The sequence below is a fragment of the Bacillus sp. FSL M7-0003 genome, from assembly GCF_038628485.1.
In the GTDB taxonomy this organism is placed as follows: domain Bacteria; phylum Bacillota; class Bacilli; order Bacillales; family Bacillaceae; genus Bacillus; species Bacillus safensis.
This window is the reverse complement of sequence record NZ_CP152024.1, coordinates 929,639-955,290: the sequence shown is the minus strand read 5'-3', so window position 1 is coordinate 955,290 and position 25,652 is coordinate 929,639. Positions and strand designations below refer to the sequence as shown.

Genomic DNA, 25,652 nt, shown 5'->3' with positions numbered 1-25,652 from the left:
TAAGAGACATCTTTTTTCGTCTTTTTTTATGCGAGATATTTCCGATGAACCCCTTTTCCATCATAAGAAAACATGACTTCTTTTCCTTCAAGAACTGACTCGATATGCACACTTCTTCCCCATAGCTGATATAAATACGGCAGGACTTTTTCTAAGTATTTCAGATCAAGTTCAATGCCTTCATACCAATGCTTGATATAAAGTTCATTATTTTTTAAATAGTCGCCATCAATCACGGTCAAATACGGAAAGCCGCCATTCACTCTCATGCTGACTAACTGATCACGTACCGCCTTCCATTCTTTATCAATGACTTTATAATCTCTCCCCTGCTTTTGAAACAAGTACAAGTCTTCTCTCATCACAAGGTCTTTCGTTAAGTAGTTTCGAATAAAGGAAATATCCGATTCAATTTCCCTGACTTCAAACATTTTGCTGCGGCCAGATCCTTCTGTGACCCCTGCTTTTTTTAATTCTTCACACGGGTTGTCATAGCGCTCTTCGATATCTTCAAAAATCTTCAGCCCTAAATAGTAAGGATTGATGCCTGTTTTAGATGGCTGCACCACACCTGCATTTAATTTTGCGAACTCTATCGATTCACTTGAATCCAAATCAAGCTCCCGCATTATCCGTTGGTGCCAATACGATGCCCAGCCTTCATTCATAATCTTTGTTTCCAGCTGCGGCCAAAAATAGAGCATTTCTTCTCTCAGCATAGTAAGAACATCCCGCTGCCATGGCTCCAGCTCCCGGGAATGCGCCTCAATAAAGAGTAAAAGATCCTTTTCCGGCTTTGGCGGAAATTGTTTGACGGTTTTCTTTTTCTGACGCGTCTTCGGCTCATCCATTCCCCACAAATCATCATAAGGCGTTTGACGTTTTGGTTTATCATCTTCATATTCTTCTTCATCGTCCATACTCCAGCTTAATTTTGATCGAACAAGAGACGGATCAATATGCTCTTGGATAGCCAATACCGCGTCTAAAAAGGATTCGACTTCTTTTGTTCCGTGGATATGCTCATATTCTTTGATCCGCTCTGCCGCTGCTGACATGCTTTCGACCATATCTCGTTTTGTGTTTTGGAAACGGCAATTATTTTTGAAGAAATCACAGTGTGCCAGTACATGAGCCACAATTAATTTATTTTGAACAAGCGTATTGTTATCAAGTAGAAAGGCGTAGCAAGGATTTGAATTGATCACCAGCTCATAAATTTTACTTAACCCTAAATCATAATGAAGCTTCATTTTATGAAATTGCTTCCCAAAGCTCCAGTGGCTGAATCGTGTTGGCATTCCGTATGCACCGAACGTATAAATAATTTCCGCGGGACAGATTTCATATCTCATCGGATAAAAATCTAGACCAAATCCTTCTGCAATTTCTGTAATTTCATCAATCGCTCTTTGTAAAAGACGTTTTTCAGATACGCTCAAGGAAACCATCCCTCCTCATCGGACTTATCCCTACTATATGAGCGTATGTAAAAAAACATGATGTTCCTCCAACCGTTTAGACGACTTCCATTTCTTTCGTGGATTGCCCGCCAAATGCTTCGAAATGAATATGGTCTGTTGGAATTCCCAGCTCTTTTAAAATATGAATGATCTCCTGTGTAAACACCGGGGAACCGCATAGATAAAATTGGCCTTTCCCTTCTCCGATCACCGATTGAAGAAATGGACGATCAATGCGGGAAACCGCTTTCTCAACAAGCTCACCCTTTCCAGACTGCGCAAATTGTTCATTACATAGAATGATGCGCCCATGGGCTGCTGAAGCTAAAACGCGTTCAAACTCATTTTCAAAAGCGATGACATCCTCTAATCGATCAGCATGAATCATCGTAAATGTCTGGCTGTTTTGTGCTGCAGTTTTCACTAAACCAATCATTGGTGTGACACCAGACCCAGCACTGATGAAATAAACAGGCTCTTTTATGTCATCTTGCAAGCAGAACATTCCCTGCGGCATACTCACTTGAAGAACGTCCCCTTCTTCCATTTCATCATGCAAAAATTTGGACACATGACCATCACGCTTCACTGTAATACGGTAATAAGATGGATGATGCTCGTCTGATAAGCTGTATTGTCTGCTGCACATATAGGCTTCTCCTGGCATATCTGTCTGAACCGTAATGTATTGGCCTGCTTTATACATTGGCAGCTCTGATTCATCTTCTGGTACTAAATAAAAGGAGATAAGCGATGGAGATTCTTGCTTCTTTTTCTTTATCACAAACGGCTTCACATCTGCCCATCCACCTGTCTGCTTCACATTATCATCCATCATTTCTGCTTCAATGGTAATGAAAATATTCGCAATGATGTCATATGCAGCTTTCCACGCTAATAGAGTGTCATCTTCTTCTCTTAAACGAAACACATCTTTCATCGCTTCAATCAAGTGATATCCGACAATTGGGTACTGCTCTTTTTTGACCATGACACTGACATGCTTATGGGCAATTTGTTTGACCGCAGGTAGTAATTCCTCTAATCGATCAATGTGCAGTGCAGCCTGATATAGTGTCGCAGCAAGTGCCTCTGGCTGACTTCCGTTCATAAGATTTGTTTTATTAAATTGATTGAGTAGCTCCGGGTGCTGGCGAATCATATTTTCATAAAAAACAGTGACAAGTTTGGTTCCCTCGGCTTTTAATAGAGGAGCTGATTGCTTTATTGCATTCATTTGATCTTTAGATAACATCTTCATTCCTTCTTTCAAAAGAAGTATTTTAAATACATCTTTATCGTAATGGAAGACAGTCTCTAAAAGCAATATTTATAATACATGTTTTAAATGTTGTCACATTTCACACTTTCTCGAACAGTTTTTGTCTAAAATGTGTTACGATGATACAAAACTCTATTAGGTTTAGAGGTCGTCAAAATGAAACTTACGAATTACACAGATTTCTCATTAAGGGTACTCATTTATTTAGCATCAAGAGAAAACAATGAACTGTCAAATATTCAGCAGATCGCCGATGTTTATGGCATTTCTAAAAATCATCTGACGAAGGTGATTTATCATCTTGGAAAACGCGGGTATGTAGACACGATTCGCGGAAGAAATGGCGGGATCAGGCTTGGAAAAAGCCCAGAAAGCATTAACATTGGAGAGGTTGTCCGTTATACAGAGGATGATTTAGTCATGGTTGAATGCTTTGATCCAAAGAAAAATGGCTGCATCATTTCCCCGATTTGTTCATTAAAGCATGTACTTCATGAAGCACTCACTGCTTATTTAAGCGTTCTTGACGGATACACACTAAAAGATTTAACACAAAACAAAGATGCTCTCAGAGAGCTCCTGCTTTAAGGCGAAAGAATTTTATTCTTTCGTCTTTTTCTTTACCTTCTTGTAATAATAATTTATTTAAAATTATTATAAATAAATATTGACTATCATGTTTGATTCAATATAATTAGGGTATATAGATTGCTAGAAAACACTTTTTTGTTTACAGGAGGAGAAAAGAATGACAAATTCAAATCATAAAAATTTGACAACGAACCAAGGCGTTCCTGTTGGCGATAACCAAAACTCAAGAACGGCTGGTCACCGCGGACCTACCTTTCTTGATGATTACCATTTGATTGAAAAACTCGCACACTTTGATCGTGAACGTATTCCAGAACGTGTCGTTCATGCTAGAGGCGCCGGCGCTTACGGTGTGTTTGAAGTAGAAAACAGCATGGAGAAACATACAAAAGCGGCCTTCTTAAGTGAAGAAGGAAAACAAACAGACGTTTTCGTTCGCTTCTCCACCGTTATTCATCCAAAAGGTTCACCTGAAACCTTACGTGACCCGCGCGGCTTTGCTGTCAAATTTTATACAGAAGAAGGTAACTATGATCTCGTTGGTAACAACTTGCCGATCTTCTTTATTCGTGATGCATTGAAATTCCCTGATATGGTTCACTCTCTCAAGCCAGATCCTGTAACCAATATTCAAGATCCTGACCGTTATTGGGATTTTATGACCTTAACACCTGAATCCACTCATATGCTCACATGGCTCTTCTCTGACGAAGGAATCCCTGCAAGCTACGCTGAAATGCGCGGTTCTGGTGTGCATACATTTAGATGGGTGAACAAATACGGCGAAGCAAAATATGTGAAATATCACTGGAGACCTTCTGAAGGTATTCACAACTTATCTATGGAAGAAGCAGCAGAAATTCAAGCGAACGATTTCCAGCATGCGACAAGAGATTTATATGACCGCATTGAAAAAGGCAACTTCCCAGCATGGGACTTATATGTGCAGCTTATGCCGCTTAGTGATTATGATGAACTTGATTATGATCCATGTGACCCAACTAAAACGTGGAGCGAGGAAGATTACCCGCTTCAAAAAGTAGGACGCATGACACTCAACCGCAATCCTGAAAACTTCTTTGCTGAAACAGAACAGTCTGCTTTCACGCCAAGTGCATTTGTTCCAGGAATTGAGGCATCTGAAGATAAACTGCTTCAAGGCCGTCTGTTCTCATATCCTGATACGCAGCGTCACCGTCTTGGTGCGAACTACATGCGCATTCCGGTTAACTGCCCTTATGCACCTGTACACAATAACCAGCAGGATGGCTTTATGACAACGACTCGTCCAAGCGGTCATATTAACTATGAACCAAACCGTTATGACGATCAGCCAAAAGAAAACCCTCACTACAAAGAAAGTGAGCCAGTTCTTCACGGTGACCGTATGGTGAGACAAAAAATTGAAAAACCGAACGATTTCAAACAAGCTGGAGAAAGATATCGAAGCTACTCTGAAGAAGAGAAACAAGCATTGATTAAAAACCTAACAGCTGATTTGAAAGATGTAAATGACAAAACAAAATTACTTGCAATCTGCAACTTCTATCGTGCCGATGAAGATTACGGCCAGCGATTAGCGGATTCACTTGGTGTGGATATTCGCGCTTATCTTCAAGGAAGCATGAAGTAAATCCATCTCGAAATAAATTGTTGGACAAAGGGCTAAAATGATCTTAATTTTGGCCCTTTGTCTTTTTTTGAGCGTGCTAGTAAAGGCAGTTATTGAGGGTTTGTCAGAACACCTCAAGCACCTTTTACAAAAAAAGGTGCTTCTTTATAGTCGAAACACGTTAATACTAATCAAATGACCGGTCACCGGATGAAAATAAATTTCTGCATGTGCGGCAAAGCGAGTTGAGCCTTCCTTAACAGTTACGCGAAACACATCTTTTGTCTGCTCATCATTTACTTCTGTCCGGCCAATGTAATGATAATCGTTTAAAGCGGCACCTTTATATTCATCTTGCAACGCTGTGTACGCGAGTCTTTCCCAATTTTCAAACGGCTGCACCGCTGCTTTTGATGCAGGATGAATCATCAAACTGCCAAGCAAAACGATTCCTGCTGCAATAAGCATCCACCATTTCGACTGCATGATATCATTGATCTCACTTTCATATATGTTTTGTTTAGCTTTAGCTGGCTGATCCTTTTTCATACATGAAGCAATTATTCAGCCTATAATTCCCGGTACGCAATTCATGCGGACACCAACTTTTCCCCTGAAAAAGTCGATATGTTCCGAGCAAACTAATGAGGACTTCTCAAGGGAAAGGAGAAGGTTTAATGAATGTGGCGGATTATGATAAAGCACTTTATTATACGCATCGCTCGCAATGGGATAATTTACTTATTCTTATGGTACGTACGCAAGATGATTTGCTCTCGAAACGTATTGAGCATTTCTTACATGCGTATCAATTTAACCGGAACGATGCAGATGTTGAAAAATGTTTATATGGGCTCCTGCAGTACATTGACCACGCTTCAGAGGCTGCTGCTGCTGAAGTTTATTCACAACCGATGTACACATAAAGAAAAAGGGCTAGAATGAAGTTTATTTTAGCCCTGCCTTTTTACATACAATTAGCAGTGCGCTGTGATGGGAAACATAAAGTGGCCTTTTGCCCAATGTTCCTTTGTGTAAATAAATAGTGCATCCTCGTCATTTGGCTTCGTAACTGCGTGTAAACCTTCAATTGTCGTATCAGGCGTGAAATAAAAAATCACTTTTTCCGTTGTTTCCTTCACAATGCTTTCTACAACTTCTTGTACATTTGGTGTTTGAAGCGAGATGATATCAAACACATGCATCGTTTCATTTTCTTCATTCAACAGCACAATGCTATCTAATGCTTCAATATAAAAAATGGCATCCGGCCATACTAATGTAAAATAAAACATCAATAAGCTGCTGTGATGCTGAGCATCCAGCTTCATTGAGTGAGTTTGCCGATTTTCTGCGAACTGTTCAAGTAATGAGAGGTCTTGCTCCAATGTCAGCTTTTTAACATCTACGCCTTTTTTTATTTGAATAGCGCTTTTACTGATATTTAAGCTATATTCACTTTCGTGATGACGGGTAAAACCAAATCTCGGATAAAAATCTAACACAGTTTCATTAGCAAAAAGAAAGATGACATCACACTCATTTTTGTATTGATCCATGATATGCTGCATTAATTTTGCCGCTAATCCTTTGCGCTGATAGGCTTGATCTGTCATAACAGTGCCGATTTGAACTGCTCGATACGTTTGCCCATCAATGATCACTGACATAAGATAGACAGAAGCGTTAGAGATTACCTTCCCGTTATGTACAAAGGAATAAGGTATATATTTTTCATCCCAATAGCCTCTTTCGTACCAGCCGCTAAAATCCAAATCAAATGTATCGATCGCAAGCTTATTAAAGCTCTCTTTTAATTTGACATCATGGCGATAACCACTTACTAATTCATATTTTTCCACTTTGATTCCCTCCCATTTTAAATTCACCTGTGATTGACCAGTTCATCACCTCCTATAAAATAAAAAAAGACTTGATGAGCATCCACTCGTCAAGTCTTTTACATTTTTCTATTAGAAATTAGACGATCCATGCCTCTCTTTTTACACAAAAGCGCACATCAAATAACCAACATCTGTGCTCTTTTTTATTCAATTCATTGAATTGAATGTGCGCTTAAAAGTTTTAGCATAACGACTAAATCCCCTTCTGTCATAGCAGCTCTTTTGGCTGATTTTTTTGATAATCCACTGCATACAAAGCGGCTTGGGTTCGATCTGCCAGCTCTAATTTTGATAATACATGGGATACGTGCGTTTTGACAGTCTTTTCAGAAATAAACAGCGATGAGGCAATTTCTTTGTTGCTTTTGCCTTTTGCAATCTCAAATAAGACATCTCTCTCTCTATTGGTGAGCTCTTTCATCAATGCCCATTTCTGCTCTTTTGGCTCTGTCAGATGCTGCACGAGAAAGGTCGTGATATGACCATCTAACTGATAGGTGCCATTTTGAACTTCAATCATGGTTGATAGCAGTTTTTCTGGTGCTACATCCTTTAATTGATAGGCCTTCGCCCCTGCTTGAATGGCGGGAATGACATAATCTTTATCCGCATAGCTTGTCAGGATCACAATACGAGAGTCAGGCATTTCCAGCGTCATTTGTTTCGTTGCCTCAATGCCATTCATGACAGGCATAGACAAATCCATTAAGACAATATCAGGCCGGGTTTCTCTGACAACCTCTAATGCCTCTTGCCCATTGGACGCCTCACCAACGATGTCGACATCAGACTGTGTCTGCAAGAAAAACACAAGCCCTTTTCTCACAATATGATGATCATCTGCAATGACAACTCTCATGACGATCCCTTCCTTTCTTGTGAAAATGGCACTTTTACATGAATCGTGGTTCCTTTACCTAATTCTGAATAGATACAAAATGTACCACCTGCTCTTTGGATGCGGTCAGACATCCCTTTCAGCCCAAGTGAAGGAAGGCTCATCTGCTCGTCATATTGAAAACCTTTTCCGTGGTCAATGATTTTCATCTCCAACGTGTCTTTTGATTGCTCAAGCTTGACCTCGACTTCTTCTACTTCCGCATGTTTTTGACAGTTATTCAGTGCTTCTTGACATACCCGAAACAAAGTTTCATTGTGTGAATGATCCATTTCTATACAGCCTAATAAAGATAAGTTGCAGCGTAATCCTAAAAGCTGTGCATACTCTTCAATTGCTGTCGTAAACCCCTTTTCAAGGCCTCTTGGTCTCAGCTGCCAAATGAGTGACCGCATTTCAATCAGAGCGTCTTGTGACAAATGCTGAATAAAATCAATCATTTCTCCTAAATTCTGATCGCTTGTCATTTGCCGTGCAGCCTTTGCCGTCAGACTCACAGAGAACAGCATTTGGTTGACAGAATCATGCAAGTCCTGTGCGAGCCGGTTTCTTTCTTCCAAAAGTGCGTGCTGCTGTTCATTTTGCACAAGCTTCATCCGCTGAATGGCAGTGCCAATTTGAAGTGCAATGCTTTCAAGCAAATTCAGCTCTTCTTGCGTAAACGTAACTTTTCCTTTTGCTGCCACATTTAATAAGCCGAACGTACGCTTACACGCTTGTAGCGGTACGGTCGCATGATGAGTAATTCCTTCTGTATCCCCAAGCTTTTCTTCAATCGCCGTTTCAATCCGTTTGCAATTAATAATATTGGTGGCTGATTGCAGTGTGCCTTTTGTGTAACGGTTGATGCAATAACAATCATTTTGACACATGAGCTGCTTTTGATGCTTTGCGAGTGCTTCAGGTAAGGAAACCTCTGCCATCAGTTCATATGACCCGTCTTTTTCTATAAAATAAATCCATGCTGAATGAAAGCCTGTGACATCCATCAGCATGTGGAGTACTTCATGGAGCGTTTCTTTCATTTCCATGCCTTCATTTAGCTTTTCAGCAATTTCTTTTAACGTTTTTAATGTTTCAACCTTCTCTTGGTATTCTCCCATAATGTTTACCCCCGGCATTTGCAGCCTTCACTTCTCATTACGCTCATTATACCATGAGCCCTCTCGTCGCTCTTTCTCCAAAAGAATGATTTCTTCTCATCCTTTTGGCTGAGAAAAAGCCATCATGTATTCATACACGATGGCCTTGTCTTTCGTTATTTCGCTGTTTCTTCCACAATATCATAAACGACTTTCATCACTTCTTCTGACAAATGCTTTAACTTTTCTTCACTATCTGTTAAAGACGTGCCTTTGACTGCAATATAAAATTTCACTTTAGGCTCAGTGCCGGAAGGTCTTAAGCAGAACCACGAACCATCCTCAAGGAAGTATTTCAGCACATTTGATGCTGGCAGGTGAATGGTTTCCTCTTTCTTTTCAGCCACAAGTTGTCTTTGACTTGATTGATAATCCTCAATCACTGTGATGCGCTGCCCTGCGATGGCAGCTGGCGGGTTTGTTCTAAAGGTATGAAGGATCGCTGAAATCTGCTCTGCTCCTTCTTTTCCTTTTAAGGTTAACGACTTTAATCCTTCCCGGTAAAATCCAAACTGCTTGAAAATATCAACAAGCGCTTCGTACAAGGACTTGCCCTGCTTTTTATAGAAAGCAGCGACTTCAACGGCTAAAAGTGCCGCTTGCACCGCATCTTTATCTCGGGCAAAGTCACCGATCAAATAGCCATAGCTCTCTTCATAACCGAATTGAAACGTGTATTCTCCGCTCTTTTCAAACTGCTTAATTTTTTCTCCAATAAATTTAAAGCCTGTGAGTGTGTCTATCGTGTCGGCACCAAAAGCTGATGCTACAGCGCGCCCAAGCTCACTTGTAACAATGGTTTTCATCACAACGGGACGAGGCGGCAGCTGACCCAGCTTTTGTTTTTCAGATAATAAATAATGGAGCAGCAGAGCGCCTGTTTGGTTGCCTGTTAAGACGGTAAATTCTCCTTCGTGATCTCTGACCGCAATGCCTAACCTGTCAGCATCTGGGTCTGTGGCAATAAGGATATCTGCATTTTGTTTTTCACCAAGCTTGATGGCGTACTCAAATGCTGCATGCTCCTCTGGATTCGGCGAGGTCACTGTTGAGAATTGTGGATCTGGTTTTTCCTGCTCAGGCACAACAGTGACATGCTGATATCCAAGAGCCTGCAGCCCGTTTCTGACAGGGTGATTGGCTGTCCCATGAAGCGGAGTAAACACGACTTTGACATCGACCTCATGTGCCAGCTCAGGGTGCACACTAATGGTTTTTAATTTTTCAATATAAGCATGGTCGATTTCTTCTCCGATTATTTTGATCAGCCCTTGCTGTTTCAACGTTTCTTCAGAGTCAACTGAAATCGACAGTTCATTTTCAATTGCATCTACTTCTTGAATGACTTGATCTGCTTCAAATGGAGGCAGCTGCCCGCCATCTTCACCATACACTTTATAGCCATTATATTCTGGTGGATTATGACTTGCTGTCACGACGATTCCAGCAAATGCATGCAGCTCACGAACCGCAAAGGAGAGCTCTGGTGTCGGACGCAATTCATCAAATACGTACGTTTGAATGCCTTGTGAAGCAAGTGTTTTAGCTGCTTCCATCGCAAATTCAGGCGATTTATGGCGTGAATCATATGCAATGGCGACGCCTCTATTTTTTGCATCCTCTCCATGTTTCGCAATATACGCAGCAAGACCTGCTGATGCTTTACGAACAGTGTACACATTCATTCGGTTCGTGCCTGCACCAATCTCACCGCGCATTCCTCCAGTGCCGAACTCAAGGTTTTTGTAGAAACAGTCTTCAAGTGCCTGGTGGTCATCTTGATGCGTCTCCAGCCATTCCTTTAGTTCAGTATCCAGGTGCTTCTCATTGATCCATCGCTCATAATTCGTCTTCCAACTCATGGTCGTCCTCCTATTTATTGCCATCATTATAAATAATATCTACTTATATTTTATATCGAATCATCCTTAATGTCATGCTATATCCAAAATTACGATGGACAATTAAAAAAGCCGATGCATGATCGGCTTTTCTTTTTATTCAGCATCAAGCGGTACGACTGCTTCATGGAATAGTTGATCTAATTCTGTTTGATGTTTCTGTTTTGCTGCTTCATCCCAGCCAAAACGCTCTGCCATGTAGTCAACAACAGGCTGTGCGTATTTTTTTGCCCAATTGATATTAAATAATAGGCTTCCTGTTCTTCTTAAGAAGAAATCGACAGGTGTTACAGCTAGTTCTTCTTCGATCGCATAGACAAGCTCTGCCAGCACATATGCTGGAATGTTTCGTTTGTCTGCTTCCCCTTGAAGCTGCTCTACTCGTTTGTAGACACTGCTGACGTTTGAACCATATTTTTCAGCTAGTTTTTGTGCAATCGGTTCTGTTAAACCAACAGATGCGCCTTCTGCTGTTTTCGCTTGAACAAAGGCTGCCATGTTTTTAGATCCGCCTACATGGCCGCCTGAGATTGGCATATGCTTTGTTTTACATGGTCCGTAATCTTTGCCCGTTTCCTGTTTCAATCCATCACGTACTAGATCGACAATATGCTCAGCCATTTTACGGTAGCCTGTTAATTTACCGCCAGCAATGGTGATTAAGCCTGAAGATGATGTCCACACTTCATCTTTACGAGAAATTTCTGAAGGATCTTTGCCCTCTTCATGAATGAGCGGACGAAGACCGGCCCAGTTGGATTCTACATCTTTTTCTGTAATATTGAGGTCAGGGAACATGTACTGAATCGCTTGGATGACATAGTCACGATCGGCTTTTGTCATACGCGGGTGCTCCAGCTGTTTTTTGTACACTGTATCTGTTGTTCCAACGTACGTTTTGCCTTCTCTTGGAATGGCAAAGACCATACGTTTATCAGGCGTGTCAAAGTAAATCGCTTGTTTTAATGGGAAGACCGATTGGTCAAATACTAAGTGAATTCCTTTTGTATGCTGTAAGTGTTTTCCTTCTTTTGAGTGGTCCTTGTCTCTCAGCTGATCTACCCATGGACCTGTCGCGTTGACGATCTTCTTCGCATACACATCGTATGTTTTCTGCGTCATGACATCTTCAATGACAACACCAACCACTTTGCCTTTATCATAAATAAATTCTTTTACTTTCGCATAGTTGACCGCTTCCGCTCCGAATTTCACAGCCTCTTTCATGACTTCAATTGTGAGGCGTGCATCATCTGTACGGTATTCAACATAGTAGCCGCCGCCTTTTAAGCCGTCCTTTTTGACAAGCGGTTCTTTTTCAAGTGTTTCTTTCGCACTTAGCATGCTTCTGCGTTCGCTATGCTTTACGCCAGCTAAAAAGTCATACACTCTCAGTCCAATAGAGGTTGAAAACTTACCAAATGTCCCGCCTTTATGCATCGGAAGAAGCATCCATTCTGGCGTTGTCACATGAGGACCATTTTCGTATACAATGGCACGCTCTTTACCGACCTCTGCGACCATTTTTACTTCAAATTGTTTTAAATAACGAAGTCCGCCGTGCACTAGTTTCGTTGAGCGGCTGGAAGTACCTGCTGCGAAATCCTGCATTTCTGCAAGACCGACACGCATTCCGCGTGAAGCCGCGTCAAGTGCTGTACCAGCGCCTGTTATACCCCCACCAATGATAAACACATCATATGGTTTTTTTGTCATTTCCTGAAGCATTTGTTCTCTTTCTAAGCTAGAAAAAGTCATCTCTTGTTCCTCCCATGTTGTACGGTAAAGAAAAAGAGACCGCAAACACCCAAAGCGTATTTCTACACTTCGGTGCCTGCGGTCTCTCCAGTTCTCCAACCGTTCTATTAACTTACTTGAAGTATACCATACTTTTGGTTTATTTGAAAGCTTGAGCTGCTTTTACAGCCTTTTTCCACCCGCTGTATAACGAGTCACGGCTGTCCTCTTCCATTTTAGGGTCAAAGCGCTTGTCAAGGTTCCATTGTTTTGCAATGTCTGAACGGTCGTTCCAGAAGCCAACTGCTATTCCCGCAAGATAGGCCGCACCGAGTGCCGTCGTTTCATTAATTTCTGGACGCTCTACTGGTACATCCAGCAAATCACTTTGGAAGCCCATTAAGAAATCATTCTTTACAGCTCCGCCATCCACACGCAAAGTTTTTAATGAGATGTTTGAATCCTTTTCCATCGCATCTAAAACATCCTTCGTTTGATAAGCAAGTGATTCTAACGTTGCACGGACAAAGTGCTCTTTAGAAGTACCGCGTGTTAATCCGAATACAGCGCCTCTGACATCACTGTCCCAGTATGGTGTGCCTAGACCAACAAATGCTGGAACGACATATACGCCATCTGTTGACTCAACGCGCTCCGCATAGGCTTCGCTGTCTTTTGAGTCTTTAAACATTCTCAGTCCGTCGCGCAGCCACTGAATCGCTGAACCAGCTACGAAAATACTTCCTTCTAAAGCATATTCAACTTTACCGTCAATGCCCCATGCAATTGTCGTTAATAAACCATGATCCGACTTAATTGCTTTTTCCCCTGTATTCATCAACATGAAACATCCTGTGCCATACGTGTTCTTCGCCATTCCTTCTTCAAAGCAAGCCTGACCGAATAGTGCAGACTGCTGGTCTCCCGCCGCTCCTGCAATCGGGATATTTCTGCCGAAGAAGTGATAGTCTGTTGTTTCACCATAGATGTGTGAAGATGGTTTCACCTCTGGAAGCATAGAAGCAGGTACGCCAAGGATCTCAAGTAATTCTTCATCCCATTTCAGATCGTAAATGTTGAACATTAACGTTCTTGACGCGTTGGAGTAATCTGTGACGTGTGATTGACCGCCTGTCATCTTCCAGATGAGCCATGTATCAATTGTGCCAAACAGCAAGTCGCCATTTTCTGCTTTCTCACGAGCACCTTCTACATTGTCTAAAATCCATTTTACTTTTGTCCCTGAGAAATAAGCATCAATGAGAAGACCTGTTTTATTTCTAAACGTTTCATTGTGTCCTTGCGCTTTTAACTCTTCACAAATGCCAGACGTTTGTCTAGACTGCCAAACAATTGCATTATAAACGGGTGCGCCTGTATGTTTATCCCAAACAACAGCTGTCTCACGCTGGTTCGTAATTCCGATACCGGCGATTTGATCTGCTTCAATGCCTGATTCAATTAAAGCAGTTGAAATGACGGATAGAACAGAACTCCAAATTTCATTTGCATTATGTTCTACCCAGCCTGGGTTCGGAAAATATTGATTAAATTCCTTCTGAGCTGTATGTGCAATTTTGCCTTCTTGATCAAATAAGATCGCTCTTGAGCTTGTTGTCCCTTGATCTAAAGCGAGAATATATTTTTCTTTTGCCATGGTGTTTTCCTCCCCTTACATACTTTCATTTACAGCATTTGTTTGATTTTTCGTAGAGACATAGAGTCCTAACAATACCACAACTAAAATAACGCTTACAATCCAAAAGGCTGGTGTGATGTTCGCTTTAAAAGCTGCATTGTAGAAAACACCGCCAAATGCGCCGCCTAAAATTGGACCAACGACTGGCACCCAAGCATACTTCCAATTCGATGGACCTTTACCTGGAATCGGCAGAATCGCATGTGCAATTCTCGGACCTAAATCACGTGCAGGGTTAATTGCATAACCAGTTGTTCCACCTAAAGAAAGACCAATTGCGACAATTAAGAATCCAACAATCAGCGGATTGATTCCGTCTGCGAATTTATTTGCACCAATCGCTAAGATTCCTAGAACCAATACAAATGTACCGATGACTTCACTAAGTACGTTTGCAAAAGTATGCGGAATCGCAGGACCAGTTGAGAATACACCCAGCTTTGCACCTGGATCGTCTGTTGCTTTCCAGTGCGGTAAGTAATGTAAAAAGACAATAATAGCTCCTATTAATGCGCCAAGCATTTGACCGGCAATATACATTGGTACATCAGCCCAAGGAAAACTTCCTTCTAGCGCAAGCCCAATTGTTAGTGCTGGATTCAAATGTGCACCGCTGATTCCACCTGTTGCATAAGCTGCTATGGCTACTGCAAATCCCCATCCGAAAGCGATTACAATCCAGCCGGACTGATATGCGAGCGATTTCTTTAAATTGACTGCCGCACATACACCGCCTCCAAAAATAATGAGAAGCATTGTACCTACGACTTCACCCCAAAATGGTGTCATGAAAATTCCTCCTCTGGTTCAGTTGCCATCCCCTATGAATGTGTAAAAAAAGATAAAGAAAAAAGATCCACAACAAACATACTTTACATCAGGGTCATTTGTCACCTAGTAAAGCGCTGTTGTGGATCTCCGTTTCTCCATCACATGATATTAACTTAGTGCTATAGTATCAGAGGATGAAAACGTTGTCAATCAATTTTCACATTTTATCTTTTTCACTTTTGGAACGCTTTCCAAAGGGCTGTATTCGATGTTGTCACAGCTGTAGCTCCCGCTTCAAGCGCTCTTTCTACATCTTCTTTTGTACGGATAAACCCGCCTGCAAATATTGGAATCCCAGCTCGCTCGCGCACTTCTGTAATTAAATCAGGTACGACCCCTGGCAATACTTCAATAAAATCTGGGCGGTGTTTTCCTACGAACTCCATGCTTTTTTCCATCGCACTTGTATCAAGTAAAAACATTCGCTGAATGGCATATACCTTTTTTTGCTTGGCTTTTACTATGACAGAAGACCTAGTAGAAATAATTCCTGCCGGCTTCATTTCCTGACAAATAAATTCCGTTCCATACTCATCATGTTTGATCCCATGAATGAGATCGACATGGACAAACATTTTTTTATGATGGGCATTTGCCTCATTCATAATGCCCTTTAGCCGGCCTAAATGCACATCAAGTAAGACCCCATATGTAAATGGACTTTTTAAAAATTCCTCAAATTGCTTCATATTGCGAACAGCAGGTAGAATGGGTTGATCATGAAAACTCATATGCCGTCTCCTTCTAAAGTGTATTGGTTCAGTCTTCTCCTAACAGTAATAGAATCTCTTCTATTTTTCAATACACCTAGTGTATCCAATGCCGATTGCACCTAGCAGATCTTAATGTATGTGCTCTTCCCATAGAAAAAAGCAGAGAAATCTCTCTGCTATAACTGTGCCATGCTTTCTTTTAGCGTGTTGATAATAAATGAAGCGTCTTCGGCTGTTATATTTAGCGGCGGTGCAAGCTGGGCAACGTTATTATAGCCGGCAACCGTATCACCATTTTTCCCGATGATCAGTCCGCGTTTTTTACATTCTGCAATCAATTGACCGACAACCTGTGGAGCAGCCGGTTTTTTAGACTGTTGATCCTGAACAAGTTCAATACCAAACAGCAGGCCTTTCCCTCTGACATCACCGACAAATGGATGCTCTTTTAACTCTTGCAAACGTTCAAGCATGTCTTGCCCAAGTGTGTCAGACCGTTCTACTAATTTCTCGGTTTCCATGATCTCTAGGTTGGCAAGGGCCACCGCACAAGAAGCAGGGTGACCGCCAAATGTATTTACATGGCGCAGCCTGTCATACGTATCTTCCCCTGCGTAGGCTTCATAGATTTCTCGTTTCACGCACGTTGCAGAAAGAGGTAAATAGCCGCTTGTGATCCCTTTTGCCATTGTAATGATGTCCGGCTTTACATCTTCATGCATAAAACCAAACCGCTTCCCTGTCCGGCCAAAGCCGCAGATGACTTCATCCACAATGAGAAGCGCTCCATGAGCCTCACAGATGTCTTTGACCTTCTGCAAATACCCTTTTGGCGGCATTAAGATACCGCCGCCTGTAATAATCGGTTCCATAATGACCCCAGCAATGGTCTCACTTAGTTCCCACGTCATGGCTTGATCGATTGCCGCTGCACTTGCCAAAGTCTCTTGATCCTCAGGATGACGATACATATCAGGCGGTGCGACATGGATAAAGCCTTGACCTAATGGTTCATATTTATATTTACGCTGCGCCTGCCCCGTTGCAGCAAGAGCTGCTGCGGTATTACCGTGATACGACCGATACCTGGAGATGAACTTTGTTCTTGTGCTCTCTCCTTTTTGCGCATGATATTGTTTGGCGATCTTAAATGCGGCTTCATTGGCTTCAGAACCGCTGTTAGAAAAGAAGATGACATAGTCCCCGCCAAGCCATTCATTTAGCTTTTCAGCCAGCTGAATCGCTGGCACATGGCTTTGCGTCAGCGGATAGTAAGGCATTGTATTTAGCTGCTCATATGCCGCTTCTGCAAGCTCTTTTCTGCCATAACCGGCATTTACACACCAAAGACCTGACATCCCGTCTAAATAGCGATTCCCATGAATATCAGTCACCCATGCGCCTTCTGCCTTGTGAATGACCATGCTTTCATTTTCCTTGTTTGTCCCTTTCATATGATGCCAGATCAACTGATCATCTTTCGCCTGAAGATTTTGAGCCTGCTCATGTATTTTCATCTTCCCGACCCCCATGTATCCGTTTTCATCATTAAAGAAGCTTAAACCGGTTCAGCAGCACATTGCCCCTCTATTCATTATATGGCTGAAAAGGGAGGCATATGAAACTGAAACTAGGCCGCCCGTAAGAGAGAACCAACCATTACTTTCATTATAAAAAAGGGGCCGGGCCCATTACATTAGACAGATCGTCAACTGATTGAAAAGAACCGTAAGACACTCTACTAGGATGCTTAGCAAATCTAACATACCTCGTTAACGGTCATTTCCTTGCAGGAATTCATATGCAAGAATCGCAAATTCAAGCGCCTGTCGTTTCGGTGCCTGCATCATATCCTCGCCAAGCAATGCTTGCAGTTTATCTAGTCTATGATAAAGCGTCTGCCTGACAATATAGAGCTGGCTTGCAGTTTCCTTTTTAGAACCGTTTGTCTGTAAAAAGATATTCAGCGTTTGATAAAGTCTGCCGCTATTTTGCTTATCATATAAAATGACAGGCTCCAAATACTCTTTCACCATACATTCAAGCAGTCCGCTTTCCTTCATGACAGGCATGAGACGGAGCATATGCAAATCTTGATAAAATGGGCTTTCCACACGCTGGGGCATCACTTTCTTTAAATGCAGCACTTCTTTGGCTGCTTGAAAGCTTTTTCTCATATGCTGAAACTGTTCACAATATGGACCGATGCCAAAATTGATCACAGTTCCGCGGGGCTGCTCGCGCTCATACAATTGTTTGATATCGCTCGCAGCCCTCTCTGCACGCTCTTTCCAATCCTCCTTCTTTCTCGTGTTCAATAAAATAAACAAGGTTTGTCCTTGATGCTCATAAGGAATCAAATGGAAACCCGCTCGCTGAAAGATAGAGCGGCAAGATACGAGAAAATAAAGATTTCCTGCGATTTCTTCGATTTGATGATGCTTTTGAAAGAGCATCACCACACAGCCGGTTGGCTTTTTCAATCCCTCTGTTTCTTCAAGATGCTCTAAAATATCTCTTTCTGTATGCTCTTCTTGGAACCATTTTTGCAGCCATTCGTTCTCTTTTGTCTTCTTCAATTCTTCTGTATAAAGCTCTCTTAGCGTTTGCTGGGCAAGAGCATTTGCCCCTTTATCCATTACGAGCAGTTCGAATTCTGAGAGTGTGTTTGTTTGATGAATGAGCACAAGGTCTGCAAATGTCTGCTTGAGTGCAAGCACTTCTTTTTTGGTCACTTCGTATCCTTTTGGCAAGGAAGCAAACTGTAAATAATTCATGACCAGCTCTTCGGTTTGTTTGGAGGAATCACATAAAATAATCGGCTCCCCCTGAACAGGAATGAGTAAAAGAATGCCTCTTACGTGCTGATACACTTGATCCAAAATATCCATCTGCGGATGCGGAGTCAGCAAAAGCTCATTCAGCTTTGATGACAGTGCTTCTAAATCAGCCATCATTTGATACTGGCGTTCAATCATCATCGTATGGAGATGCTGTGTGATGTTGACGAATTTCACTTCTTTTGTAAACAAAATCAGCGGAAAATCTCTTTCTTCTGCATACGCAATCAGTTCTTCCGGCACATCGAATCTGAGCGGAACAAATTCAATACATAAGCCTGCCGCACCAGAATCGATCAGCTGTTTTAAAAATGCTTGAAACACATCCAATTGATCATGAAAGCCTGCGGCTGTTGTTAGGATGAGCTCTCCCCCATTTAACAAATCTTCTACAGCAGGCACTTCTAGCACATGGACCCATTTGACCTGCCGAAACAATCCCTTTTCTCCTGCTAACACTTTTGCATGGGCAAAATACTTTGTTTTCAACACATCACTCACTTGAAAATGAACATCTGCATTCATTGATATGTCCCCCTTTGTTTGCCGCCTATCCCCTATCCCAGAGGGTGCATAGATAAAATCCATAATAAAACTGGTAATGTCACGATGCTTAAAACGGTACTGAGAAATGTCGTGCTTGAGACAAACTCAGGCTTCGTTCGAAATTGTACAGCCATCAGTGTGGTATTTGCTGCTGTCGGCATGGCTGCAACTAAGATCATAATTTGTTTCACTAGATCATCTACCGGTAAAATGAGTGTAAAGCCAAATGCGATGAGTGGTGAGATAAACAGCTTCAGCAATACAGCATAAGAAATATTGCGATAATCCACTTGCTTAAAAGAAATGACGGCGAGCTGCATGCCTAAAATAAGCATAATCGTCGGTATGGCGGCATCTCCCACAAGCTGGACACCCGTCATCACCTCTTTAGGTAGTGTAAGATCCATCAGCTGAAATAATAGACCGAGGAGTGCCCCATATGCAACCGGCATACGCAGCACTTTTTTCAGCACGACCTTCCCATCCCCTGCATCCTCTCCGCCCTTTGCTGCATAATACATACCGATCGTACTCATGACAAGCTGCTGCAGCACCATTAAGACGATGGCAATATCTAAACCTGCTGCTCCGAAGACAAGCAGGACAACAGGCGTGCCGTAATTCCCATTGTTCATAAATGCTGACGACAGAATCATGGCACAATACATTTCCTTCGAATAACCATAAATACGAGATAAAATAAAGACACATAAAACAAGTGAAAGACAAAGTCCGACGACAAAAATAGATAGGTACACATAGTCCATCGACACTTTGTTTTGATAAAAGGTTTCAAACGCAAGAAATGGTGACATTAAATATAAAGACATTGATGAGAGCGTATGTATGTCAAAACCAATGGCCTTCTGCCCAATATACCCGATAAGGAAAATACCGAACACTGGCAGTAAGACAAGTAAAAACTCCATGCTGCACCTACTTTTCTCTAGATGAATTCCTATTTTTTGTTTCCTCATAATCATACCACTGTTAAACAATAAAAAAGAAGCGACCTTATGAAAGGTCGCTTCTGATTATTGACAAAGGGCTAAAATGTTCTTTATTTTAGCCCTTTGTCTTCTTTTCAGCGTGATTGAAAACCTTTGCAGTCTAGAAAGGACGAGTACCGAAGCGGAGCGAATTTGACATTCGTGAGCATCGGAGCGCAGGCCTGACACCGAATGCGAGGGTTTGTCTACACGCTGAAGCACCCTTATGAAAGGCCGCTTCTCTCCTCATCCAAATAGAACACTTCCCACAAATGACCATCAAGATCCTGAAAGCTCCAACCGTACATGAACCCATGATCCTGCTTTTCCTTAAACGGCGACCCGCCTGCTGCCATCGCCTGCTCCACCAGCTCATCGACCTCTTTTCGTGAATCAACCCGCATTGAGACAATGACCTCTGATCCCTGCCTTGCATCCACCAATTGTTTTTCTGAGATGGTTTGAAAATGCTTATGGGTTAACAGCATAACCGTAATGGTGTCACCAATGACCAAACAAGCTGCCTGATCATTCGTCAGCTGCTCTTGAAAGTCAAAACCCAGCTGCTCAAAAAAAGCCTTTGATTCCTTGACATGCTTTACCGGTAAATTGATATACAAATGTTTAGCTTGTCGTCCCATGTTCCTCTCCTTTTTGAACACATGATCTCCTTTCAGTATATTCAGATTTTGCTCCGGCATCCCTTTATCGCATGAAAAAATAAGCTTTCCACCTTATTTAAGCAAAAAATGATGATGAATCTTGAACAGGTAGCAGCGCTCGTGCTGCTACTATGTCTCTTAATCAAAAAAAAGCGCCTTGTGACAGGCGCTTCTTTTCAGCGTGATAGAAAACCTTTGCAGTCTAGGAAGGTCGAGCACCGGAGCGGAGCGAATGAAACATTCGTGAGCACTGGAGCGCAGACCTGACACCGAATGCGAGGGTTTGTCTGTGCGCTGAAGCGCCTTGTGACAGGCGCTTCCTTTCATTATTTCTTATATTCAATATGGTACACGTCTCTTCTTCGGTCTTTGAGCTGACGTACCGTTCCATCTTGCCGCTGTCTTCTTAAAATTTCTAAATCGACATCGCCAACGACAACCATTTCTATATTCGGATTACATTCTCCTACAATCCCATCTCTTGCAAATTCAAAGTCAGATGGGGCAAAAATCGCTGACTGTGCATATTGGACATCCATATTTTCGGTTTGCGGAAGGTTTCCGACAGTTCCTGAGATAACGGTATAAATCTGGTTTTCAACCGCTCTAGCCTGTGCACAGTAACGCACTCTTAAATAGCCTTGGCGGTCTTCTGTACAGAACGGAGTAAAAATAATTTTCGCTCCTTTATCAGCTGCAATTCGAGCAAGCTCAGGAAATTCAATATCGTAGCAAATTTGGATCGCAATTTTACCACAGTCTGTATCAAATACCCGAACCTGATCACCTGCTGAAATCCCCCACCATTTTCTTTCATTCGGTGTGATATGGAGCTTATATTGCTTTTCAATTGTTCCATCACGTCTAAATAAATAAGCGATATTGTAGATTTTCCCTTCCTCTTCAACGAAATGGGATCCGCCAATGATGTTAATGTTGTACTTCACAGAAAGGTCTGTGAACAAATTAATGTAGTCCTCGGTATATTCTGTGATCCTTTGCACTGCAAGACTTGGGGAGCGCTCCTCTAAGTAAGACATGAGCTGCGTTGTAAAAATTTCTGGGAATACGGCAAAGTCAGCTGACGCATCTGAAGCGACATCAACATAATACTCCACCTGATTCATGAATTCCTCGAAGGAATGAATTTGTTTCATCGCATATTGAATGACGCAAATACGAACTGGGAATGCCGATTTATAATATCTCTTCGATTGCGGACGATAATCGACGTTGTTCCATTCCATTAACGTCGCATATGTGCTCGATGCCTTATCATCCGGCAAGTAATTCGGATTGATCCGCATGAGGCTGAATTCATTTAACAGCTGAAAAGATAAAACAGGATCATAAATTTGGTGAAGCATGACCTGCTCCACATATTGACGAGGCGTCATTTCCTCTTGGTATTTATGATAATTCGGGATGCGTCCGCCAATGATGATGCTTTTTAAATTTAATCTTCTCGCTAAGTCTTTTCTTGCTTCATATAAACGATGGCCAATTTTCATGCGGCGGTATTCAGGACTAACCATCACTTCAATTCCATACATATTCATCCCATCTGGATTATGGTTAGTGATGTACCCATCATCTGTGATGTCCTGCCAAGTATGACGGTCATCGTATTCATCAAAGTTAATTAATAAACTTGAACAAGAGCCAATGATTTCTCCCTCAAATTCAGCACAAAACTGACCTTCTGGGAAATGCTCAAGATGGCTTTCAAGGTGCTCTCGTTTCCAAGGGTCCATGCCCGGAAAGCATACCTCCTGCAAGGCGATGATTCGGTCAATATCTTCTTCCCGGATATTACGGATCACCATTCTTTTTTCAAACCGCGTTAAATCGAGTTTTTCTGCCATGATGTTTTTGCCCCCTTACTGATCCTCTTTTTCAAGCTGATGGAATAGCTGGAGCAATTCGATTTCAGCCATGGATTCTAATCTGACATCATATTCTTCAAACTGCAGCGTGCTCGTCACTTTGTTTGGGACGATGACGCATTTCATGCCTGCGCGTTTGGCAGCAATTGATCCATTCACTGAATCCTCAAATGCCACACAATCCTTTGGCTCTACACCTAAGCAGCTTGCGGTTTGCAAATAAAGCTCTGGATGAGGTTTGACTTCTTCCACATCATCTGACGTGCGGATACATTCAAAGTAATCGAAAAGACCAATTTGCTTCAGGTGATCAGACACCCATTTATAGTCTGAGCTGGAAGCAAGTCCAATCTTGATTCCAAGCTCCTTCGCTGCCTGTAAATAAGCTTCTACGCCAGGTCGTGCTGATTCATCCTTCATTCTCTTTTGAAAACGAGAACGCCGGTCCGCTGTGAGTGCCTCATGATCGAGCGTCTTTCCTAGCTGCTTTTCTAAGTATTCAAAAGGCTTAAAGCCTGCCTGCGTCCCGATGACGTTGCCCCATACAGAAAGAGGCAGCTCCGACTCATGCTCTGCAAACATTTCTTGTAAAACTTCATATTCATGTGTTTCTGTATCTAAAATTAATCCGTCAAAATCAAATATAATCGCCTTTACCAACGAGGCCACTCCTTTTTTACGAAAGTCTTTAATATGATACTCAATGCTATCATATCGTGAATAAAATTGACTTTCAAAGATGAATGTCTGCTAAAATCATTATGTATAAAAGGAGCCTGTACCATTTTGTCAGGCTCCTACCCGTGTTCGGTTATTCTGCAAGAGATCCAAGCGCTCCGATTCGTGGAGAAATAGGCAATGTTGAAAAAGAGCGGGTTTGGTATTACAGATCTTAAGGTTTCTCCGTTCCCTTAAAAATAGTATGTGCGGCAGCCTTGTAAGTTAACAAGGAAGTTCACACCAACTTTTACGCATTTTGAAGACGGCGGCTGGCAAAATCGTCTAAATCAAACGGAAAAGAAAAGCCGCATGCATTGACCTGATCACGATTTCGCTCGAATAGCTCACGATCACGCTTTGTAATATGGCGTTTAGGTTTTACAATAATGGTATGTAATAGCTGAAGTCCCGATAAAATACGAAAAGCATCGTCCATCGTTCCGTTATAAACCCCTTCAACAAAGGTCAGCGGGCGTTCTTGTTGACGCGCAGCTGGGTTTTCACCGACAGCATGGGATAGAAGATCTTCAACATCCTTTGATATTTCTTCAATTGCCTGCTCTTGCATGTCTGTAGCAGCTTTCATTATTCTCACGTGGCATCTACCTCTCTGTCGTTATTTCTCCATTCAGAATAGCACAGAAAAAAAGGCGTTCGCCAAGGTAAGTGTTTCCTATATATACCCAAAGAAAGGAACGGATATCATGAACATTAACGGACACACGCTCTCGCTAAAAGCAGGTGAGCACGATCATGACACTTCACTGAGTCAGTTTTTAAAAACAGCCGTGTCGGCCTCAAAACCGATTATCCATTTTTGGATGGAGCATCAAAAAATACGTTTAAATCAAAAGCCTGCCCATCACGCGGCAAAGGTTAGTACAGGCGATCACATCCTGATCGATTTATTTGAAACGGAAGAAAGTGATGTGACGCCAGAATATGGTGAATTAGAGGTGCTCTTTGAGGACGAGCACTTATTGATTGTGCAAAAGCCCGCTGGACGACCAACGCACCCGAATGAAAAGGGACAAACGGGCACACTGGCAAACCTTGTGGCCTTTCATTTTCAAGCAAATGGCGAGGAAAAGCGAGTGAGACATATCCACAGACTCGATCAAGACACAAGCGGCACGGTCATTTTTGCCAAACACAGATTAGCTCATGCTGTGCTTGATCAAATGCTTTCTAAAAAAACGATCAGCCGAACCTACATCGCTATCGCAGAAGGACTTTTCAAGAAAAAGAAAGGCACTATCGAGGCAGCGATCGGCCGTGACAAGCATCATGCCGTCAGACGAAGAATCTCTCCTACTGGTCAAAGTGCTGTCACTCACTTTCAGGTTATGGACACTAATAAACGTCTGCAAATGACAGCTGTTAAGCTGCAACTTGAGACCGGAAGAACACATCAAATTCGTGTCCATCTTAGCAGTCTCGGGCATCCTTTAGCCGGGGATTCACTTTATGGCGGCGCTCGCGCTTATATCAACAGATGCGCTCTTCACGCCAAACAAGTAGACATGACACATCCTTTTACAGGTGAGCAACTGAGCATAGAAGCACCGCTTCCACTAGATATGGCTCAGCTCATGGACGAGATCATTCATTAAAAATGAGCCTGCTTTTGATAAGCAGGCTCTTTCTTCATTAGACAGATGCTCTTTTGGCATAAATAATGTACCGCTCTGGTGCATTGCCGACGAAATGAAATGGATAGCATGTCGTTAACACCAGCTCTTCCTTTTTATTCTGCAAAGTAATAATGGATGTATCATGCTGATCCACGATTTTCGTATGTGTGATTTTATAAACAAATTCACCATACGGCACAGTGATTTTCAGCTGATCGCCAATATTCAATTCACCTGTCCGGCGAAATACCGTGTCACGATGGCCAGATAGGACGATTTGTCCCTTTTGATCAGGGTAATAACTGCCTTTGTAATGCCCGACTCCTTTGGCAAGATCATCCGCATCTGTCCCTTCGACAATGGGAAGGTCTGCTTTTAATTTCGGAATCGTCAGAATGCCAGAGGCTTTCCCCACTTCAGGAGAAAACTGCTTCTTTGACATCCTTTGATCGTCCGCTACCGCTTTCTTCGCGTCTTCTAATGATTGTGCTGTTTGAAGGTGCGTAGAGGCGATTTGCCAAATTCCCCAGCCTAGCAAGACAATTCCTGCTGTCATCACAGTAAGTGCAAGCCACTTTTTCATGCTTAAACTCCTTTACCTG

Annotated in this window: 23 protein-coding genes; 4 read left to right on the top strand and 19 right to left on the bottom strand. The window is 42.2% G+C overall.

The genetic code is table 11. The features are described 5' to 3' along the window. Nucleotides 1-26 precede the first annotated feature (26 nt). Both MHI23_RS04765 and MHI23_RS04760 read right to left on the bottom strand, forming a co-directional pair. The gene (locus MHI23_RS04765; RefSeq protein ID WP_107163806.1) at nt 27-1,442 is read right to left on the bottom strand and encodes a SpoVR family protein; all 1,416 of its coding nucleotides are present in this window, start codon (nt 1,440-1,442) and stop codon (nt 27-29) included. 76 nt (nt 1,443-1,518) lie between these two features. After that, on the bottom strand, nt 1,519-2,718 hold the full coding sequence (locus tag MHI23_RS04760) for a globin domain-containing protein (protein ID WP_107163805.1): 1,200 nt from the start codon (nt 2,716-2,718) through the stop codon (nt 1,519-1,521). A 183-nt stretch (nt 2,719-2,901) separates the two neighbouring features. On the opposite strand from MHI23_RS04760, the gene MHI23_RS04755 reads away from it, so the two are divergent. Together MHI23_RS04755 and MHI23_RS04750 are read left to right on the top strand one after the other, a co-directional pair. After that, a complete protein-coding gene (locus MHI23_RS04755) occupies nt 2,902-3,333 on the top strand; it encodes an Rrf2 family transcriptional regulator (protein WP_047202875.1) in 432 nt (143 codons plus the stop codon). A 160-nt stretch (nt 3,334-3,493) separates the two neighbouring features. Then, on the top strand, nt 3,494-4,969 hold the full coding sequence (locus MHI23_RS04750) for a catalase (protein WP_039177466.1): 1,476 nt from the start codon (nt 3,494-3,496) through the stop codon (nt 4,967-4,969). Nucleotides 4,970-5,113: 144 nt separating this feature from the next. On the opposite strand, the gene MHI23_RS04745 is transcribed toward MHI23_RS04750, so the two are convergent. Then, the gene (locus MHI23_RS04745; protein WP_224929232.1) at nt 5,114-5,377 is read right to left on the bottom strand and encodes a YqzG/YhdC family protein; all 264 of its coding nucleotides are present in this window, start codon (nt 5,375-5,377) and stop codon (nt 5,114-5,116) included. A gap of 248 nt (nt 5,378-5,625) precedes the next feature. On the opposite strand from MHI23_RS04745, the gene MHI23_RS04740 reads away from it, so the two are divergent. After that, nucleotides 5,626-5,874 (top strand): YhdB family protein, encoded by a 249-nt coding sequence (locus MHI23_RS04740; RefSeq protein WP_024425297.1) that lies wholly within the window; start codon nt 5,626-5,628, stop codon nt 5,872-5,874. Between the two features lie 51 nt (nt 5,875-5,925). On the opposite strand, the gene MHI23_RS04735 is transcribed toward MHI23_RS04740, so the two are convergent. From MHI23_RS04735 to MHI23_RS04665, 15 genes are all read right to left on the bottom strand, one after another. Further along, nucleotides 5,926-6,810 carry a GNAT family N-acetyltransferase gene (locus tag MHI23_RS04735; RefSeq protein WP_342492341.1) on the bottom strand — a complete coding sequence of 295 codons (885 nt, stop codon included), beginning with the start codon at nt 6,808-6,810 and terminating at the stop codon, nt 5,926-5,928. Nucleotides 6,811-7,060: 250 nt separating this feature from the next. Next, a complete protein-coding gene (locus tag MHI23_RS04730) occupies nt 7,061-7,711 on the bottom strand; it encodes a response regulator transcription factor (protein ID WP_024425298.1) in 651 nt (216 codons plus the stop codon). After that, nucleotides 7,708-8,853 carry a GAF domain-containing sensor histidine kinase gene (locus MHI23_RS04725; protein ID WP_268416344.1) on the bottom strand — a complete coding sequence of 382 codons (1,146 nt, stop codon included), beginning with the start codon at nt 8,851-8,853 and terminating at the stop codon, nt 7,708-7,710. The genes MHI23_RS04730 and MHI23_RS04725 overlap by 4 nt, the downstream gene beginning before the upstream one ends. Nucleotides 8,854-9,008: 155 nt before the next feature. Next, a complete protein-coding gene (locus MHI23_RS04720) occupies nt 9,009-10,754 on the bottom strand; it encodes a phospho-sugar mutase (RefSeq protein WP_125587335.1) in 1,746 nt (581 codons plus the stop codon). Nucleotides 10,755-10,889: 135 nt separating this feature from the next. Further along, nucleotides 10,890-12,551: a glycerol-3-phosphate dehydrogenase gene (gene glpD, locus MHI23_RS04715; RefSeq protein ID WP_024426602.1), complete on the bottom strand. Its 1,662-nt coding sequence runs from the start codon at nt 12,549-12,551 to the stop codon at nt 10,890-10,892. 139 nt (nt 12,552-12,690) lie between these two features. Continuing rightward, entirely contained in the window at nt 12,691-14,187 is a 1,497-nt protein-coding gene (glpK, locus tag MHI23_RS04710) for a glycerol kinase GlpK (RefSeq protein WP_024425302.1), read from the bottom strand. Nucleotides 14,188-14,202: 15 nt separating this feature from the next. Then, nucleotides 14,203-15,018: an MIP/aquaporin family protein gene (locus tag MHI23_RS04705; protein ID WP_024425303.1), complete on the bottom strand. Its 816-nt coding sequence runs from the start codon at nt 15,016-15,018 to the stop codon at nt 14,203-14,205. A 215-nt stretch (nt 15,019-15,233) separates the two neighbouring features. Next, nucleotides 15,234-15,791 carry a glycerol-3-phosphate responsive antiterminator gene (locus tag MHI23_RS04700; protein WP_024425304.1) on the bottom strand — a complete coding sequence of 186 codons (558 nt, stop codon included), beginning with the start codon at nt 15,789-15,791 and terminating at the stop codon, nt 15,234-15,236. Nucleotides 15,792-15,949: 158 nt separating this feature from the next. Further along, nucleotides 15,950-17,290, bottom strand: coding sequence for an aspartate aminotransferase family protein (locus MHI23_RS04695; RefSeq protein ID WP_342492340.1), 1,341 nt, complete (start codon nt 17,288-17,290; stop codon nt 15,950-15,952). A gap of 255 nt (nt 17,291-17,545) precedes the next feature. Then, nucleotides 17,546-19,138, bottom strand: a complete 1,593-nt coding sequence (locus MHI23_RS04690) for a PucR family transcriptional regulator ligand-binding domain-containing protein (RefSeq protein ID WP_125587337.1) — start codon at nt 19,136-19,138, stop codon at nt 17,546-17,548. A gap of 32 nt (nt 19,139-19,170) precedes the next feature. Further along, the gene (locus MHI23_RS04685; protein ID WP_024425307.1) at nt 19,171-20,088 is read right to left on the bottom strand and encodes an AEC family transporter; all 918 of its coding nucleotides are present in this window, start codon (nt 20,086-20,088) and stop codon (nt 19,171-19,173) included. A gap of 284 nt (nt 20,089-20,372) precedes the next feature. After that, on the bottom strand, nt 20,373-20,789 hold the full coding sequence (locus MHI23_RS04680) for a VOC family protein (RefSeq protein WP_024425308.1): 417 nt from the start codon (nt 20,787-20,789) through the stop codon (nt 20,373-20,375). A 347-nt stretch (nt 20,790-21,136) separates the two neighbouring features. Continuing rightward, nucleotides 21,137-22,675, bottom strand: a complete 1,539-nt coding sequence (locus MHI23_RS04675; RefSeq protein WP_012009394.1) for a bifunctional GNAT family N-acetyltransferase/carbon-nitrogen hydrolase family protein — start codon at nt 22,673-22,675, stop codon at nt 21,137-21,139. Between the two features lie 15 nt (nt 22,676-22,690). Continuing rightward, complete coding sequence (locus MHI23_RS04670) at nt 22,691-23,356, bottom strand: HAD family hydrolase (RefSeq protein WP_034282284.1); 666 nt, start codon at nt 23,354-23,356, stop codon at nt 22,691-22,693. Between the two features lie 307 nt (nt 23,357-23,663). After that, the gene (locus MHI23_RS04665; RefSeq protein WP_041109882.1) at nt 23,664-24,011 is read right to left on the bottom strand and encodes a DUF5365 family protein; all 348 of its coding nucleotides are present in this window, start codon (nt 24,009-24,011) and stop codon (nt 23,664-23,666) included. A 109-nt stretch (nt 24,012-24,120) separates the two neighbouring features. Here MHI23_RS04665 and MHI23_RS04660 point away from each other — a divergent pair, with 109 nt between their 5' ends. Continuing rightward, nucleotides 24,121-25,029, top strand: a complete 909-nt coding sequence (locus MHI23_RS04660; RefSeq protein ID WP_125587339.1) for an RluA family pseudouridine synthase — start codon at nt 24,121-24,123, stop codon at nt 25,027-25,029. Between the two features lie 37 nt (nt 25,030-25,066). Here the strand turns inward: MHI23_RS04660 and MHI23_RS04655 are convergent, their stop codons facing one another. Further along, nucleotides 25,067-25,633 carry a class D sortase gene (locus MHI23_RS04655; RefSeq protein WP_163115701.1) on the bottom strand — a complete coding sequence of 189 codons (567 nt, stop codon included), beginning with the start codon at nt 25,631-25,633 and terminating at the stop codon, nt 25,067-25,069. Between the last annotated feature and the right edge of the window lie 19 nt (nt 25,634-25,652).

What these genes read in the sequence shown, in the direction of transcription:
- MHI23_RS04760 (WP_107163805.1), bottom strand. Translation starts at nt 2,718, where the DNA reads ATGTTATCTAAAGATCAAATGAATGCAATAAAGCAATCAGCTCCTCTA.
- MHI23_RS04730 (WP_024425298.1), bottom strand. Translation starts at nt 7,711, where the DNA reads ATGAGAGTTGTCATTGCAGATGATCATCATATTGTGAGAAAAGGGCTT.
- MHI23_RS04755 (WP_047202875.1), top strand. Translation starts at nt 2,902, where the DNA reads ATGAAACTTACGAATTACACAGATTTCTCATTAAGGGTACTCATTTAT.
- glpD (WP_024426602.1), bottom strand. Translation starts at nt 12,551, where the DNA reads ATGACTTTTTCTAGCTTAGAAAGAGAACAAATGCTTCAGGAAATGACA.
- MHI23_RS04690 (WP_125587337.1), bottom strand. Translation starts at nt 19,138, where the DNA reads ATGAATGCAGATGTTCATTTTCAAGTGAGTGATGTGTTGAAAACAAAG.
- MHI23_RS04655 (WP_163115701.1), bottom strand. Translation starts at nt 25,633, where the DNA reads ATGAAAAAGTGGCTTGCACTTACTGTGATGACAGCAGGAATTGTCTTG.
- glpK (WP_024425302.1), bottom strand. Translation starts at nt 14,187, where the DNA reads ATGGCAAAAGAAAAATATATTCTCGCTTTAGATCAAGGGACAACAAGC.
- MHI23_RS04705 (WP_024425303.1), bottom strand. Translation starts at nt 15,018, where the DNA reads ATGACACCATTTTGGGGTGAAGTCGTAGGTACAATGCTTCTCATTATT.
- MHI23_RS04685 (WP_024425307.1), bottom strand. Translation starts at nt 20,088, where the DNA reads ATGGAGTTTTTACTTGTCTTACTGCCAGTGTTCGGTATTTTCCTTATC.
- MHI23_RS04675 (WP_012009394.1), bottom strand. Translation starts at nt 22,675, where the DNA reads ATGGCAGAAAAACTCGATTTAACGCGGTTTGAAAAAAGAATGGTGATC.
- MHI23_RS04700 (WP_024425304.1), bottom strand. Translation starts at nt 15,791, where the DNA reads ATGAGTTTTCATGATCAACCCATTCTACCTGCTGTTCGCAATATGAAG.
- MHI23_RS04680 (WP_024425308.1), bottom strand. Translation starts at nt 20,789, where the DNA reads ATGGGACGACAAGCTAAACATTTGTATATCAATTTACCGGTAAAGCAT.
- MHI23_RS04745 (WP_224929232.1), bottom strand. Translation starts at nt 5,377, where the DNA reads ATGATTCATCCTGCATCAAAAGCAGCGGTGCAGCCGTTTGAAAATTGG.
- MHI23_RS04740 (WP_024425297.1), top strand. Translation starts at nt 5,626, where the DNA reads ATGAATGTGGCGGATTATGATAAAGCACTTTATTATACGCATCGCTCG.
- MHI23_RS04725 (WP_268416344.1), bottom strand. Translation starts at nt 8,853, where the DNA reads ATGGGAGAATACCAAGAGAAGGTTGAAACATTAAAAACGTTAAAAGAA.
- MHI23_RS04720 (WP_125587335.1), bottom strand. Translation starts at nt 10,754, where the DNA reads ATGAGTTGGAAGACGAATTATGAGCGATGGATCAATGAGAAGCACCTG.
- MHI23_RS04660 (WP_125587339.1), top strand. Translation starts at nt 24,121, where the DNA reads ATGAACATTAACGGACACACGCTCTCGCTAAAAGCAGGTGAGCACGAT.
- MHI23_RS04750 (WP_039177466.1), top strand. Translation starts at nt 3,494, where the DNA reads ATGACAAATTCAAATCATAAAAATTTGACAACGAACCAAGGCGTTCCT.
- MHI23_RS04695 (WP_342492340.1), bottom strand. Translation starts at nt 17,290, where the DNA reads ATGAAAATACATGAGCAGGCTCAAAATCTTCAGGCGAAAGATGATCAG.